General features: G+C 66.7%; 11 protein-coding genes. 6 read left to right on the top strand and 5 right to left on the bottom strand.

The window, feature by feature from the left end; all coding sequences use genetic code 11:
* Nucleotides 1-39: 39 nt before the first annotated feature.
* Entirely contained in the window at nucleotides 40-1,407 is a 1,368-nt protein-coding gene (locus tag BAC01S_RS24590; protein WP_084168852.1) for an MFS transporter, read from the bottom strand.
* 337 nt (nucleotides 1,408-1,744) lie between these two features.
* Between BAC01S_RS24590 and BAC01S_RS24585 the strand changes: the two genes are divergently transcribed.
* Together BAC01S_RS24585 and BAC01S_RS24580 are read left to right on the top strand one after the other, a co-directional pair.
* Nucleotides 1,745-3,457, top strand: a complete 1,713-nt coding sequence (locus tag BAC01S_RS24585) for an IlvD/Edd family dehydratase (protein WP_027797149.1) — start codon at nucleotides 1,745-1,747, stop codon at nucleotides 3,455-3,457.
* Nucleotides 3,458-3,724: 267 nt separating this feature from the next.
* Nucleotides 3,725-5,494 (top strand): methyl-accepting chemotaxis protein, encoded by a 1,770-nt coding sequence (locus BAC01S_RS24580; RefSeq protein WP_027797148.1) that lies wholly within the window; start codon nucleotides 3,725-3,727, stop codon nucleotides 5,492-5,494.
* On the opposite strand, the gene BAC01S_RS24575 is transcribed toward BAC01S_RS24580, so the two are convergent.
* Nucleotides 5,473-6,447: a response regulator gene (locus BAC01S_RS24575; protein ID WP_027797147.1), complete on the bottom strand. Its 975-nt coding sequence runs from the start codon at nucleotides 6,445-6,447 to the stop codon at nucleotides 5,473-5,475. The two genes, BAC01S_RS24580 and BAC01S_RS24575, sit on opposite strands and share 22 nt — an antisense overlap.
* 287 nt (nucleotides 6,448-6,734) lie before the next feature.
* Between BAC01S_RS24575 and BAC01S_RS24570 the strand changes: the two genes are divergently transcribed.
* The gene (locus tag BAC01S_RS24570; protein WP_027797146.1) at nucleotides 6,735-7,232 is read left to right on the top strand and encodes an acyl-CoA thioesterase; all 498 of its coding nucleotides are present in this window, start codon (nucleotides 6,735-6,737) and stop codon (nucleotides 7,230-7,232) included.
* Here the strand turns inward: BAC01S_RS24570 and BAC01S_RS24565 are convergent.
* Both BAC01S_RS24565 and BAC01S_RS24560 read right to left on the bottom strand, forming a co-directional pair.
* Nucleotides 7,229-8,689: a sensor histidine kinase gene (locus BAC01S_RS24565; protein WP_027797145.1), complete on the bottom strand. Its 1,461-nt coding sequence runs from the start codon at nucleotides 8,687-8,689 to the stop codon at nucleotides 7,229-7,231. The two genes, BAC01S_RS24570 and BAC01S_RS24565, sit on opposite strands and share 4 nt — an antisense overlap.
* A gap of 183 nt (nucleotides 8,690-8,872) precedes the next feature.
* Entirely contained in the window at nucleotides 8,873-9,898 is a 1,026-nt protein-coding gene (locus BAC01S_RS24560; protein ID WP_027797144.1) for a GlxA family transcriptional regulator, read from the bottom strand.
* A gap of 129 nt (nucleotides 9,899-10,027) precedes the next feature.
* On the opposite strand from BAC01S_RS24560, the gene BAC01S_RS24555 reads away from it, so the two are divergent.
* From BAC01S_RS24555 to BAC01S_RS32490, 3 genes are all read left to right on the top strand, one after another.
* Nucleotides 10,028-10,669, top strand: coding sequence for an HD domain-containing protein (locus BAC01S_RS24555; RefSeq protein ID WP_027797143.1), 642 nt, complete (start codon nucleotides 10,028-10,030; stop codon nucleotides 10,667-10,669).
* Nucleotides 10,670-10,813: 144 nt separating this feature from the next.
* Nucleotides 10,814-12,655 (top strand): diguanylate cyclase, encoded by a 1,842-nt coding sequence (locus BAC01S_RS24550; RefSeq protein WP_084168840.1) that lies wholly within the window; start codon nucleotides 10,814-10,816, stop codon nucleotides 12,653-12,655.
* A 44-nt stretch (nucleotides 12,656-12,699) separates the two neighbouring features.
* Nucleotides 12,700-14,268: an EAL domain-containing protein gene (locus tag BAC01S_RS32490; protein ID WP_043203572.1), complete on the top strand. Its 1,569-nt coding sequence runs from the start codon at nucleotides 12,700-12,702 to the stop codon at nucleotides 14,266-14,268.
* A 19-nt stretch (nucleotides 14,269-14,287) separates the two neighbouring features.
* Here the strand turns inward: BAC01S_RS32490 and BAC01S_RS24540 are convergent, their stop codons facing one another.
* Nucleotides 14,288-14,704 carry a universal stress protein gene (locus tag BAC01S_RS24540; protein WP_027797141.1) on the bottom strand — a complete coding sequence of 139 codons (417 nt, stop codon included), beginning with the start codon at nucleotides 14,702-14,704 and terminating at the stop codon, nucleotides 14,288-14,290.
* Nucleotides 14,705-14,752 lie beyond the last annotated feature (48 nt).

Raw genomic sequence — 14,752 nt, 5'->3', positions numbered from 1 at the left:
CCGCCATTCGGGGCCTCCGGCCGCGGGCGCGTCGCGGCTTCAGCGCGCCACGGCTGCCGGTTCCGCCCACGTCTGCTCGACACCCTGCGTGCTGCCCTCTTCCAGCGAGACATTGCGCGTCTCCCGGCCCTGCCACCACCAGAGCGCGGCAGCGAACGGCCCCGGCAACGCAAGCACGAGCAGCACGATCAAGGCCGAAGAAGGCGTGCCCGACGAAGCAAACACGCTCGTGAGCAGCAGCGGCGCGATCATGGCGCCGACGCGGCCCACCGCCACCGAAACCCCAAGGCCCGTGGCGCGAATGCGCGTGGGCAGCACTTCGGAGGAAACCACATAGCCGGAGATATACGCCCAGGTCACGCCATACTGGATCAGACAGTAGCTGATCACCATGCCGGCCAGCGTATGCGTCGCGTAGATCACGCACACGGCGAGCGTGGTGAACGCGTAGCTCACGAACAGCGACGCGCGCCGCCCCCACGCCTCGACCAGCAGCGCGGCGGTCAGCCCGCCGGCGAGCGCGGCCGCATTGCCATAGAGGTAATAGATGGGCATGGAAGCGGCGGGCACCTTCATGTACGGCAGAATCACGAGCGCCATCAGCGAAAGCACGCCGTAGACGATGGCCGCCTGCGAGAAGTTCAGCGCGCTCGCCAGCGCGCAGCGCACGCGGTACTTGCCGAACAGCGCGCCGACATTGCGCCAGAAGGTGGGATGCTGCGGCACGAACGCAGTGGGCGCATAGCGTCGGGCCACGGCCGCGCGCACGTCGGCGGGTGTACGCCCTCGCGCGGCCGCCGCGGCGATGCGCTCGACCACGGCCTCGGCGTCGGCCACACGGCCCTGCTGCAGCAGCCAGCGCGGCGACTCGGGAATCACGCGGCGAATCCAGAAGAACAGCAGCGCCATGGTAGTGCCGAAGCCGAAACCCACGCGCCACGAAACGTCGACGGGGAGATTATTCAGGACCACCCAGGAGACGGCGGCGGAAAGCAGCGCGCCCACCGGAAAGCCGGAAAGGATCAGCGAATCGGTGCGGCCGCGATGGCGCTTCGGAATGAATTCGCCCATCGTCGCCGTCACGGCCGAATATTCGCCGCCCACCGCCAGCGCCGTCATCGCGCGGAAAAACAGGAACGATTCGTAGTTCCAGGCAAACACCGTGGCCACGCTGAACGCCGCGTACCAGAGCAGCGTGGCGAGGAAGAGGCGCTTGCGGCCGAAACGGTCGGAGAGATAGCCGAACGCGATCGCGCCGACGAGCATGCCGAGCACCCAGATGCTCACGGCCAGCGACCCCTGCGAGGGCGACAGATGCCATTGCGCCTTGAGCGCGCCGAACACGCTGCCGATGATGTTGGTTTCGAACGAGTCGAGCGCCCAGCCCACGCCGAGCGCCACGGTCATCAGCGTGTGAAAGCGCGTCCACGGCAGGTTGTCGAGCCGCGTGAGGGCGTCGGTCTGGATCGCGGTTTGGGAGGTCACAATGGAGTCCTTGAAGACGGCCGGCCCGGCGGAACCGGAATGCAATGCATTCGTCAGAATAGGGACGCCGCGTGACGACCATGTGATCGAAACGGTCGTTGAAATTCGGTGAGCCGAACGATTTTTTCGATAGACTGGCCCTCGACCGCACCGGACCCACGCTTCACCGCGAAACGAGGAGAAGGGACAGAACGCATGCGCGCGCGTTGCGGCCGATAATGAGCAAAACGCCACACGCCCCCCACTACACGGAGACACCATGCGCAAGCTACGCTCGCAAGGCTGGTTCGGCCGCAACGACAAGGACGGCTTCATTCATCGCTCCTGGATGAAGAATCAGGGCATTCCGCACGACGAGTTCGACGGCCGCCCGGTCATCGGCATCTGCAATACCTGGTCGGAGCTCACGCCCTGCAATGCCCACTTCCGCGAGCTGGCCGACTATGTGAAACGCGGCGTGCGCGAGGCGGGCGGCCTGCCGCTCGAATTTCCCGTGATGTCGCTCGGCGAAACGAACCTGCGGCCCACGGCCATGCTGTTCCGCAACCTCGCTTCGATGGACGTCGAGGAATCGATCCGCGGCAACCCCATCGACGGCGTCATCCTGCTGGTGGGCTGCGACAAGACCACGCCCGCGCTGCTGATGGGCGCCGCCTCGTGCAACCTGCCCGCCCTCGCCGTCTCCGGCGGCCCCATGCTCAACGGGCGCTTCCGCGGCCGCGATATCGGCTCCGGCACCGGCGTGTGGCAGATGTCCGAGGAAGTGCGCGCGGGCACCATGAGCGAGGCCGAATTCGTCGAGGCCGAATCGTGCATGAACCGCTCGCGCGGCCACTGCATGACGATGGGCACGGCCTCCACCATGGCCTCGATGGTCGAATCGCTCGGCATGGGCTTGCCCCACAACGCGGCCATCCCCGCCGTGGACGCGCGCCGCCAGGTGCTCGCGCATCTGGCCGGCCGGCGCATCGTCGAGATGGTGCGCGACGACGTGACCATGACGAAGATCCTCACGCGCGAGGCCTTCGAGAACGCCATTCGCGCGAATGCCGCGATCGGCGGCTCGACCAACGCCGTGGTCCACCTGATCGCGCTCGCGCGGCGCATCGGCGTGCCGCTCTCGCTCGAGGACTGGGAACTGGGCTCGAACGTGCCGTGCCTCGTGAACCTCCAGCCTTCCGGGCAGTACCTCATGGAGGACTTCTATTACGCGGGCGGCCTGCCCGCGGTGCTGCGCCAGCTCGGCGAGCAGGGCCTGCTGCACCGCAATGCGCTCACGGTCAACGGCAAGACCATCTGGGAGAACGTGCAGGACGCGCCGAACTACAACAGCGAGGTGATCACCTCGTTCGCCGAACCTTTCAAACCGAAGGCCGGCATCGCCGTGCTCAAGGGCAACCTTGCGCCCAACGGCGCCGTGATCAAGCCTTCCGCGGCCACGCCGGCGCTGCTGCGCCATCGCGGGCGCGCCGTGGTGTTCGAGAACGTGGAGGAACTGCACGAGAAGGTCGACGACGACTCGCTCGACATCGACGAAAACTGCGTCATGGTGCTCAAGGGCGCGGGGCCCAAGGGTTACCCGGGCTTCGCGGAGGTCGGCAACATGCCGCTGCCGAAGAAGGTGCTCAAAAAGGGCATCACCGACATGGTGCGCATCTCCGACGGCCGCATGAGCGGCACGGCTTACGGCGCGGTCGTGCTGCACGTTTCGCCCGAAGCGGCGGCGGGCGGACCGCTCGCGCTCGTGCGCACGGGCGACATGATCGAGCTGGACGTGGATGCGCGGCGCCTGCATCTGGACGTTTCCGACGAAGAACTCGCGCGCCGCAAGGCCGAATGGAAGGCGCCCGACCTGCCCGAGCGCGGCTACTACCGGCTCTATGTGAAACACGTCCTGCAAGCCGACCAGGGCGCCGACCTCGACTTCCTCGTTGGAGCGAGCGGCGCGCCCGTGCCGCGCGAATCGCACTGATCGCACGACGGCGTGGCGGGTGGCCGCGGCCTCAGGGCCTGCCGCTCGCCCGCATCCCGAGTCCCTTGTTGCCCTGCACCCACGCCGCCGCCCGCCTGGGCGGCGATCTCCGCCTTCGATCCCCCCCATTCGCCAATCGTTTGCGCGTAGACCTTCAGATTGCCCCGAATCGTCCGTTAAGTAGGGTGGGAAAGCAGTCCCCGCTGCCGGATTTGCGTTGTCGGGTAGCCGTTGTTGGGTAGCGAAAGAGACCGGGAACTCAGAAAAGTGAAACGTTTATCGTTGAATAAGCGAGCATGGAGCATCGTCGCCCTGCTCTGGATTTCGCTCATCGTCATGGTCGCGGCGAATGCCGTCATGACGCGCCAGGGCATGCTGAGCGACCGCAAGGACATGCTCGCCCAGCAGACCGAGAGCGCCATGAGCCTCATCGCCTGGTATCAGAAGCAGGCCGCCTCGGGCCGGCTTTCGGCCGACGACGCGAAGCGCCAGGCCCTCGCCGCGCTGCGCAACATGCGCTACGGCGCCGACCAGAGCGGCTATTTCGGCATCTACGACTCGCAGACCGTGGCCCTGCTCGTCCCGCCCAAGCCCGATATGGAAGGCAAAAGCCAGGCGGACATGGTCGATCCGCAGGGCACGCACGTGGCCGTCGAGATCGTCAAAAGCTCGTCGCCGGGCGGCGATCACTATAGCCAGTACGTCTGGCCGAAACCCGGACACAGCTCGCCGGTCGGCAAGATCACCTACTCCGACCTCGTGCCGGCGTGGGACTGGCACGTGTTCACGGGCGTCTACGTGGACGACATCGACGACGCGTTCTACCGCGCCCTCGCCGGCAATCTCACGCTGATCTGCCTGATCGGCGCGGCGCTCACGCTCGGCATGCTCTGGCTGATCCGCAGCATTCGCACGAGCCTCGGCGGCGAGCCCGACTACGCGGCCGAAATCTGCGCGCGCATCGCCTCGGGCGACCTCAACGCGCAAGTGAAGATTTCGGGCGGCGGCGAGCGCAGCCTGTTGTATGCGATGAGCCAGATGCAGCATCAGCTCGTGGACACCGTGCGCCGCATCCAGACCTCGGCCGAATCGATCACGACGGGCGCCAACGAGATCGCCACCGGCAACCTCGACCTGTCCTCGCGCACCGAAGAGCAGGCGGCCTCGCTGGAAGAAACGGCCGCGAGCATGGAAGAGCTCACCGCCACGGTCAAGCACAACACCGACAACGCGCGCCAGGGCAACACGCTCGCCGCCAACGCGGCCGAAGTCGCGGCGCGCGGAGGCGCAGTCGTGCGCCGCGTCGTGGCCACGATGCACGATATCTCGACCACGTCCGAGCGTGTCGAGCAGATCATCGGCGTGATCGACGGCATTGCGTTCCAGACGAACATCCTCGCGCTCAACGCGGCCGTGGAAGCCGCGCGCGCCGGCGATCAGGGGCGCGGCTTCGCCGTGGTCGCCGCCGAAGTGCGCAGCCTCGCGCAGCGCAGCGCGAGCGCCGCGAAGGAGATCAAGGAACTGATTGGCCAGTCGGTGGCGCAGGTGGTGGAAGGCTCGAAGCTCGTCGACGAAGCGGGCACGACGATCGACGAAGTCGTGCAGTCCGCGAAGCGCGTGGCCGACCTCATGGGCGAAATCTCGGCTGCCTCCGAAGAGCAGCATTCGGGCATCGAGCAGGTCAATCGGGCCGTTTCGCAGATGGACGAGATGACCCAGCAGAACGCCGCGCTCGTGGAAGAGGCGTCGGCGGCGGCGCAGGCCATGGCCACACAGTCGCAGGGCCTGCGCGAGGTGGTCGCGGTGTTCCGGATTGGCGGAGCGGCTTACGCAAGCGCTCCCGCGCCGGCCGCTCCCGCCTCGCCCGCGGCGCGCGCCGTTTCCGCGCGCAAGGCGCCGGTGCGGCCGGCCGCCCCGCGCGAGCCGGTAATGAAGTCACGCCCGAGCGCCGTGGCCGCGCCCGCACGCCAGCCCGCAGCGGCGGTTGAGGCGGCCTCGGCGGCAGCCGGCGACAATCAGGACTGGGAAACCTTCTGACGCTGCTGCTTGCGCCAGTCAGCAAACGTCGACATTCCCGGCTCGAGCACCACCGCATCGAGCCGGGTCCAGCTCCAGTGCGCACCGTCCACGCCGGACATCGGCACGGGCGTCGCCATGGGTACGCCGGCCGAACCCGGCCGATAGGCCTCGCCCGGCCAGAACACCGGCATCGCGCTTCGGGCGGTCATGGCTTCGAGCAGATCGGCCGGGCCGCCCTCGTCCGCCACCACATCGCATTGCGCAGCCCAGTCGCGACTGTCCCACGCCAGAAATACGCCGGTGTTGCCGAGCGCATCGAGCGTCAGCACGGCGTTCTGCTCGGGCCGCCAGTAGTACTCGACAATCCGCTCGCGCTGCGCGAGTTCGTCGAGCACTTCCTGCGTCTGCGCAGTCGCATAGATCGAGCCGACGCCGTGCACGCCGATGTGGCCGCGGCCCGCGCAATACTTCTGCTTCGCCTCGTCGAGCACGCGCGCGAGCTTGCGCGTCATCGCCGGATCGCTCTTCTTCAGGTAGTAGTCGATCAGGCCCGCGTTGAACGCGTCCACGGCGTGCGACTCGTTCGCCGTGCCCGTGAGCAGGATCTTCGAGCACGCCGTGCCCGTGACCGAAGAAAGAAACTGAATGCCGTCCATACCCGGCATTTCGCAGTCCACCACGAGTGCCGCAATGTCCTCGAAACGCGCGGCGTCGGCCATCACGTCCTCGCCCAGCGCGTTGCCTCCTCGCTTCTCGAACTCCGACCAGGCCGGCCCCGATAGCGGGCTCTTCGTGGCATGCCGCTCCGAACGCGAAGCCACGTGCGCGAGCGCCTCGTGCGGGTCCGTGTAGAAGCGGTGCATGGGCGCGTCGTGAAAGAACCCGCGCAGGGCGTGGAGAAAGTCGGCGCTGTCGTCGACGAACACTACGGATACGGGATAAAGCACCGGCTGTCTGACTATCGAACTCATGGCTGCCTCAGTAAATACAGGCCGGGGCGGCAACGATTCCGTGCGCGATACCCGGTGCAAAGCGTCCAGATTATGCGGCGATAACGCATCGCGGAGCAACCTGTGGACATTAGTGTGCGGCCTCGAATGCGATGCGCATCAACAGCAAACGTTGGCCGCCACGAGGGCACAAAACAGTGTGGGCTGAGCCGTTTTTGCGACGCACGAAGGGGGCCAGAATGCCTGCATGTCATTTCCCGAAATGACATGCGCGGCTGCCGCCTGCAGTCACCTTCTGGAGTTATACGATGTTCACACGCGAAGCCATTCCCGCCCTCCTTACCCGTGGCACTGCACAGCTCTCCGAGCAGATCACGGATGCAACGCCCAGCAAGACGTTCCATCACGTGATCGACATCTATCTCAAGGACTCCAATGCCTTCATGAACACCTATTTCGCGCGCTATTTCGAGTGGCAAGGCATTTGCCGCGAACGCTGGTTTCACGAATGCATTCACAACAATCTGCTCGCTTCGGGTGGCGTGTTCGTGACCAAGCGTGCGCATCAGGAATACGTTCAGGAGACGTTCCCGTTTCAGCGGGTGGACTGCTATCTGAACACGTTCCAGGTGCGGCAATGCTCCGCCTATCTCGTGTTCCGCTTCTGCGTGGACGGGCGGCCGGTATCGCTCGGCTATCAGCAGATCCTGTTCGCCGGCACCGACAAGCGCATCCGCCGCTTCCCGCCGGGCATCATCGAACGGGTCAAGGAATATGAGCTGATCCTGCCTTCAGGCGTGAATTAACCCGCGTAGTCCTGCCCCGCCGCCCAGCGGCGGGTCCGCCCCGGCGCGTCGTGCAGCGCGCGGTCAGCGGCGGACCCGGGCTGGGGCAGGCGCAGCGTGAAGGTGGTGTGGACGCCCAGTTCCGATTCGCAAGCAATGCTGCCGCCCAAAGCGTCGGCCACGCGCCGGCAGAACGCGAGGCCCATGCCGACACCGCGGCCATGCGATTTGGTCGAAAAGAACGGGTCGAAAATGCGCGGCAGAACCTCCGCGGCAATGCCCGGACCGGTGTCGCGGAACGTCAGGACGCAAAAGCCGTTTTCGTCATGCGCGCAGATCTCGACGCGCCCTGGGCCACCCTCGGTCTGGATCGCGAACAGCGCGTTCTTGAGCAAATTGAAAAGCACGAACACCACGAGCGAATCCGAACCCGAGAAACGCAGCGAGGCTTCCATCGGCTCGACGTCCACCATCTCGCGCTCGCCGGAGCGGAACGGAAAGCGCTCGAGCGCCGCGTTCACGCAAGAGCGCATGGAGCAGTTTTCGAAGCTGCGCCGGTCGAGCCGGTCGAGCGTGAACGACGCGAGCGACATCTCCACCACGGTGCTCGTGCTGTCCACCTGGCGGCGGATCGAGGAAGCGAGCGACGTGAGCCGTTCCGACTGCCCGGGATACAGGCCATCCACGCAGAGCTGATGCTGCACGGCCAGCTGATAGCCGCGCATCAGTTCCGGCAGCACGTTGCCGATCTCCTCGGCATGCATGCCGATGGCGGCAAGCGGCGTCGCCACTTCATGCGCAACCGTGGCCGCGAGCAGATACGGCCGCATGAGGCCGTAGCGCACGATCGTCACGGCCAGGATGCCGAGGCTCACGGCAATGAAGACGGCCCCCACCGGATAGAAGCCGACGCCGTAGTTCACGGCGTAGTCGCTGGCGGCGAGCCCGTAGAGGCCCAGACTCACGAGGCAGAGGTCGAGCAGCTTGCGGCGGTCGTGCGCGTGCGTCTGCCGGTGCGCCGAAACGAGCAGCCAGCCGCTGCGCAGCGCGAGCACCACCGTCTGCAGGACGTGCAAGGGGTGCAGCAGACCCGCCTTCGGGTAACGCCCGAAGAAGAACGTGCCATAGCCGTCCACCACCCAGTTGCTCAGGACGAGCAGCACCGCCAGCACGGCGCTCAGGCTGTACGAGGCGACGAGGAGCGGCTTCTCGCCGCGCCGCGCGGTGACCTCGGCAACGAAGTGATAGAAGGTGGTGGGCAGGAACAGGATAAAAAGATAGCCCAGCTTGACGAGCATGCCCGAAAGCTCGGGATCGGAGACCTGAAACAGGAAGGCCCACGTGCCCTGCCAGATGAACGTGGTCGCGCACATCAAGGCGAACGGCACCGAAAGGCGCGTCACGCCCTCCGTGAGCAGCACGTACACGCCGAATCCGAGAAACTGCGCGGACACGAACGCGGGCAGGATCGAGAACATAAGTTTGTCGCGTGAAGGGTATTTTTGCCGGCCGATCGTCCCCTGGCGGCGGGCAGCGATTCATTCTGCAGATTATCGCCGGTATTGTCTTTGCAGGGTGGCTCTTATCTTGCTCAGGCACAAATGATGCCGGACAAATGCACTCCCGATGCAAGGCGAATCGCTTTCCAATCCTCACTGAATCTAACGAGCCGCCGGACCCGCCGCCGCGTGCGAGGCGAAACGCCGGCGATATTCAGCCGGCGTCACGCCGACATGCTTGATGAATGCGCGCCGCAGCGTGTCGGCATTCGCGAAACCGCAGCGGGTCGCCACACGCTTGGGCGCCTCGCCCGACGTCTCCAGCAGGCCGCGCGCGGCATTGACACGAACCGTCTCGACCCACGCCGCAGGCGTCATGCCCACCTCGGACTGGAAAAGCCGTGCGAAATGGCGCGGGCTCAGGCCCACGCGCGCAGCGAGGTCGGGCACGCGGTGCGGTTCCTCCGGATGCGCGGCCACCCAGCGCTGCACCTCCTGCAGCGCGGAGCGCCCGGCCGGCTGCGCCGCGCCGCTGCGGCTGAACTGCAACTGCCCGCCGGGCCGTTTGAAGAACATCACGAGCTGGCTCGCCACCCGCATCGCGATCTCGCGCCCGAGATCCTCCTCTACGAGCGAGAGCGCGAGGTCGAGGCCGGCCGTCACGCCCGCCGCCGTGCGCAGCTTGCCGTCGCGCACGTAGAGCGAGTCCGGCTCGACGATCGCACTGGGGCACACCTGCGCGAGCCGCTCTGCCGCGGCCCAGTGCGTCGTCACGCGGCGCTTGCGCAGCAGGCCGCTCGCGGCAAGCACGAAGGCGCCCGTGCAGACCGATCCGTAGCGCCGGCTGCGCGCGGCGGTTGCCCGCAGCCATGCCTGCACGCGCGCGGGCAACTGCGCGGTGGCGGCGTCGGGCGCGCCCGCCACGAGCAGCGTATCGATGCGCTCCGGCTCCTCGCCCGCTGCCTGCGCTCCGGCGTGCGGCTGAGCGGCCGGTGCGCCGGCCACGGCATCGGCCACCAGCCGCACGCCCGAGGAGCTGCGAATCGGGCCCGGCCGGCACGCCACCACGCGCAGATCGTAGACATGCCGGCCCGCCTCCAGATTGGCCTGGGCGAAAACGTCGAGCGGCCCGCTCACGTCCAGCAGCTGGACGCCCGGCAACGCAAGAATGGCGACGATTCTGGCCATGTTTCCCGGCACTCCTTTTCCGTGTCCGGATCCTGCGCGAAATGGCAGAATTCGGCGCCCTCAGTCAATTGAGGACAATTCTCGCACGAACCACAATACATTCACACCCCTTCCCCCACGGAGATTCCCATGAGCTTCGACCTGTCCAACGTCGCCATTCCCGATAGCCAGCTGGCCCGGGAAATCACCGAATTCGTGCGCGACACCGAAACGCCGCTGCTGTTCCATCATTCGAGCCGCGTGTACTACTTCGGCGCGCTCGCCGGCCAGCGCCGCGGATTGAAGTTCGACCCCGAGCTGCTCTACGCGGGCGCGATGTTCCATGACGTGGGCCTCATGCACACGCACAGCAGCCCGCACGAGCGTTTCGAGGTGGACGGCGCCAACGCGGCGCGCGATTTCCTGAAGAGCCACGGCATCGCGCAACACGACATCGATCTCGTGTGGACCGCCATCGCACTCCACACGACGCCTGGCATTCCCAAGCATATGCATCCGGTAATCGCGCTCGTGACGGCGGGCGTGGAGATGGACGTGCTCGGCCTCGCCTACGACAAGTACAGCGACGCCGAACGCGAAGCGGTCGTACATGCGCATCCGCGCACCCCGCACTTCAAGGAGGACATCATCCAGGCGTTCTACGACGGCATCCACCACAAGCCGGCAACGACGTTCGGCAACGTGAAGACCGACGTGCTGGCCGACAAGGATCCGCATTTTCACGCCGGCAACTTCTGCAGCGTGATCCGCCACTCGGCCTGGCGCGGGTAGCACGCGAGGGTGTGCGAGGACGGCCACCGTCCGTGCGTTCGTGGGCGATGCTATTCTTTGTCCATTGTCCGGACCGGCCCAGCCCGTGCCCTGCGGGCGACGGCCCCGGATTTCACGCGCCGCTTCGGCGGATCGGGGAGATCCATGGATCGTACGGCGGACCCATCGCGGCAAACGGCCGCCCGCACAGGCAGGCGGGCGGGCATCGTTTCCCGCATCGTGATGAAGTGCCCGCGTCTGATCGTGACGCTATGCTTCGGCTGCGCGATGGTGCTCGTGGCGGTCGTCGGTGTGCGTCAGCTCTATCTGCTGACGCGCCACGACCTGGAAAGCCGGCAGCGCGACCTGGAAGTTCGGGCCGCGGGCGTGAATGCGCTGATCGCCTCCGAAAGCCGCCGCCTGCTGTTTCTGCGTGACTATGCGCAACACGTACTCGCGTCCATTCCGGAGCCGGAGCAGCCGCACAACACCCGTCCAACCCATGCGGCCCCGCTCCACCCCGCCCCCGCCGCCACGTCCACGGCCGATTCCGATACGAGCCTGAGCACCTGGGAAGTGGCGGGCGCCATGGACGGGCCGCCCGTATTCGGCACGAACGCCGCGGGTCTCTACGGGCTCAAAGGCTTTCGCCGCGACGACACCACGCTGCCGGCCGACCTCGTGCTCGCCCGCCAGATCGGACCGCTGCTCGCGATCAGCCAGAATGCGGACGCCGTGGAAAGGACCGCGGCGTTCATCTCGTCGAACGGGCTCTACGTGATCTCGCCGCAACGCCCGGCGGCCAATGTCGAAGCCATGTTCCGCCGCTTCGAGAAGATGCCCTATTACCGCGGCCAGTTGCCCGACAGCAATACGTCGCATGATGTCGTCTGGACACCGGTCTACACGGAGTTTCAGCAAGGCGAAAGCATCGCCACGCTCAGCGCGCCGGTCTATGTCCGCGGGCGCTTTCGCGGCGTGGTGCTGATGGACGTCACGCCATCGCGCCTGCTCGCGCTGCAACGCTCGTCAGGCGTCCTCACCGACGACGAAACGGACGCCGACTTCGCACTCTTCAACAGCGACGGCAACGCCATCTACTTCCACAACGGCAACATGATCGCGGCACGTCCCGCGTCCTTCACCGACGACCTGCTGCAGGCCGCCCACACCTCCGCCGGCGCCTGGCTACGCGACGGCAGGACGACGGCGGAACGCGGCGGCCATTACCTCATCTTCCAGCGCATCGGCGACACGCAATGGGGACTGGCGAGCGCCACCGACAACGTGGAGCTCACCCTCAACGCGGCGAAGCGCGTATTCAGCAGCCCCCTGATCGTCGCATGGCTCGCGCTTGCCGTCCTACTGTTCGGCACGCTGCGCGTCGTAAACCATATTTTCGGGCGCTATGTCGAAGCGAGCGTCAAGCTCGCGGCGCTCGCGCGCAGCGACCCGCTCACGGGTCTCGCCAACCGGCGCTCCTTCGACGAAACCTTTGCCAGGGCCATCGCACACGCCGCCCGCGCGCCCGGCGGTCCGGCACCTATCGCAGTGCTGATGATCGACATCGACTTCTTCAAGCACGTCAACGACCGTTGGGGCCATGCTGCGGGGGACCGCGTGCTGGAAATCCTCGCGGACATCATGCGCACGAGCCTTCGCACCGTGGATGTGCCGGCGCGCCTCGGCGGCGAAGAGTTCGCGGCGCTGCTGCCCGACGCGGATCGGGCCACCGCCGCCGCCGTGGGCGAGCGGCTGCGCCGGGCCGTGGAAACACACGCCGGGCACGCCGCGCATACGGGCAGCGCCGGACAGCCCGATGCGGCAAGGCCCGAGACGATTCCTTTCTCGATCTCGATTGGCGTGGCGGCAAGCCCCGAAGACGGCCCTGCCGCCAGTGACGCGCTGATGGCGGCAGCCGACCGCCGCCTTTATCGCGCGAAGGAAAGCGGGCGCAACCGCGTCGTGTCCGACGACACAGCCCGCTCCGGACCTGTCAAAGCGTAAGCCGCAAAAAACGCCTGCCCGATATGGCCAGCAGACTGACAACGTTGGCAACGATTGCCCTCGCCGCGCTTGCCGTTTCGGTAGCGCTGGCGGTCGTCACCTACACGACGAGCGCCGTGACGGAGCGCCACCAGCGCGCCCAGGTTGACGAATACGCGCAGCGGGCGCTGATACGCGCCGAACTGGTGACCGACGACGCGCTAACCGCCTTGCGCGAACTCTCGCGCTACAGCGGTCCGCCCTGCACGGCGGACCACCTGCGCCTGCTCCGGCAGGTGGAAGCGGAGCACCGCTACGTGCGCGGCGTCGCCTGGAACGACGGCCAGGGTACTGCCTGCTCGACGCTCAACGATGCCGGCACCCCGTTGCCGCCGCCCGAACTGACCTTGCCCGGCGGTTTCCCGGCATGGCAGAGCACGACCGGCAGGCCTGGCCACGAACAGCGCATGTTCAATATCCGCTACGGCAATCATTTCGTGGTGCTCGATCCGCGCTTCTACCTCGACATCGTGCCGCTCGACGGCACGATCGAAGTCGGCATACTGGAGACCCACAACGGGCTCGTCATCGCGCGCTGGCCGAACGCCGACCCCGGCGCCGTAAAAGAAGCCATGCGCCGCGGCAGTCCCTCGATCTACGCCGACGACCGTTACTACGTCATGGAACGGTCGAGCCGCTATCCGCTCGCCGTCGTGGCTTACGAACCCGAAAGCCGCATTCGCCCCGACTGGCTGCGGTGGGTGAAGACGCTCATCCTCCCCGCCCTGCTTGCCAGCACGTTCATCGCGTGGCTCGCGCTCGCCTGGCGCCGCCGCCAGCGCACGCCGCGCGCCGCGTTGCTGGAAGGCATCCGTCAACGCCAGTTCGAGGCGTGGTTCCAGCCCATCGTGGAGCTGCGGAGCGGCCGCTGTGTGGGCGCCGAGGCGCTGGTGCGCTGGCGCCTCGCCGACGGCACCATCGTCGCGCCGGATTCGTTCATTCCCATGGCCGAGCAGCTAGGCCTGATCCAGCCGATCACGGACCTCGTGATCCGTTCGGTGTTCGAAGGAGTGGGCACATTGCTCGCCGAGCACCGCGACCTGCACGTGTCGATCAATCTCACGCCCGACGATCTCGAGACCTCGCGCATGATGGACACCTTGCAGGCCGGCTACGAGCAATACGGCGTGCGGCCGAGGCAGATCTGGTTCGAGGCCGTCGAGCGCGCATTCATCGACGCACGCCGCTGCGCCCCCGTGCTCGAGCGCTATCGTGCTGCGGGCCACCGGATCCTGATCGACGATTTCGGCACCGGCTATTCGAACCTGGCCTACTTGCAGGAGCTTCCCGTGGACGGCATCAAGATCGACCGGGCCTTCGTTCGCGCACTCCATACGGGCGCGCAGGTCAACGCGATCGTGCCGCACATCATCGCCATGGCGAACAGCCTCGGGCTCGAAGTCATTGCCGAGGGCGTGGAAACCGCGGACCAGGCCGACTGGCTCGAAAACCATGGCGTGCGGTACGGGCAAGGATGGCGGTATGCGAAGGCCATGCCGGCCGAGCAGTTCGTGCGCTATGCGCTGGCGGCGGGTGTTCCGCCCAATGCGCGCGGCGCGGTCCCCATCGGGTGAATGCCTCAGGACACCGAACTCACTGCAACAGCGTGACGGGCGTATGCGTGAGCCGGCGCAGCCGCGCGAGCACGCCCCATTTGCGAAAGAAACCCAGGCGGCTCGCGTCGAGCACGACGATGTCGGCATGACCGCTTTCCGCGCAGGTCGCGATGATGCGCTCGGGCTGGCCGAACACGCGTTTCCAGGTGTAGGGCACGCCCGCATCGTCGAGGATCGCGCGCGTGCGCAGAAGCGCGTCGCGCATGGCCTGCTTTTCGGAGCGCCGCAACTCGCCCCTCGACCGGAAAGCCGAACTCCGGTCCTGCCCGACCTCGTCCAGCACCTCGACAATCTCGACCTCGGAAACGCAGCGCTCCGCGAAGAGGAACGCACCGTGGCGCGCGGCTTCCAGTGCGCCGTTGCGATCGAGTATGGGGATCAGCAGTTTCAACACCGCGCACCTCGTTGGGCCATATACCCGCTGCCTTTTGATGGAATGACG

Source organism: Paraburkholderia acidipaludis NBRC 101816, from assembly GCF_000684975.1.
Classification (GTDB): domain Bacteria; phylum Pseudomonadota; class Gammaproteobacteria; order Burkholderiales; family Burkholderiaceae; genus Paraburkholderia; species Paraburkholderia acidipaludis.
This window is presented reverse-complemented; position numbering and strand designations above follow the sequence as displayed.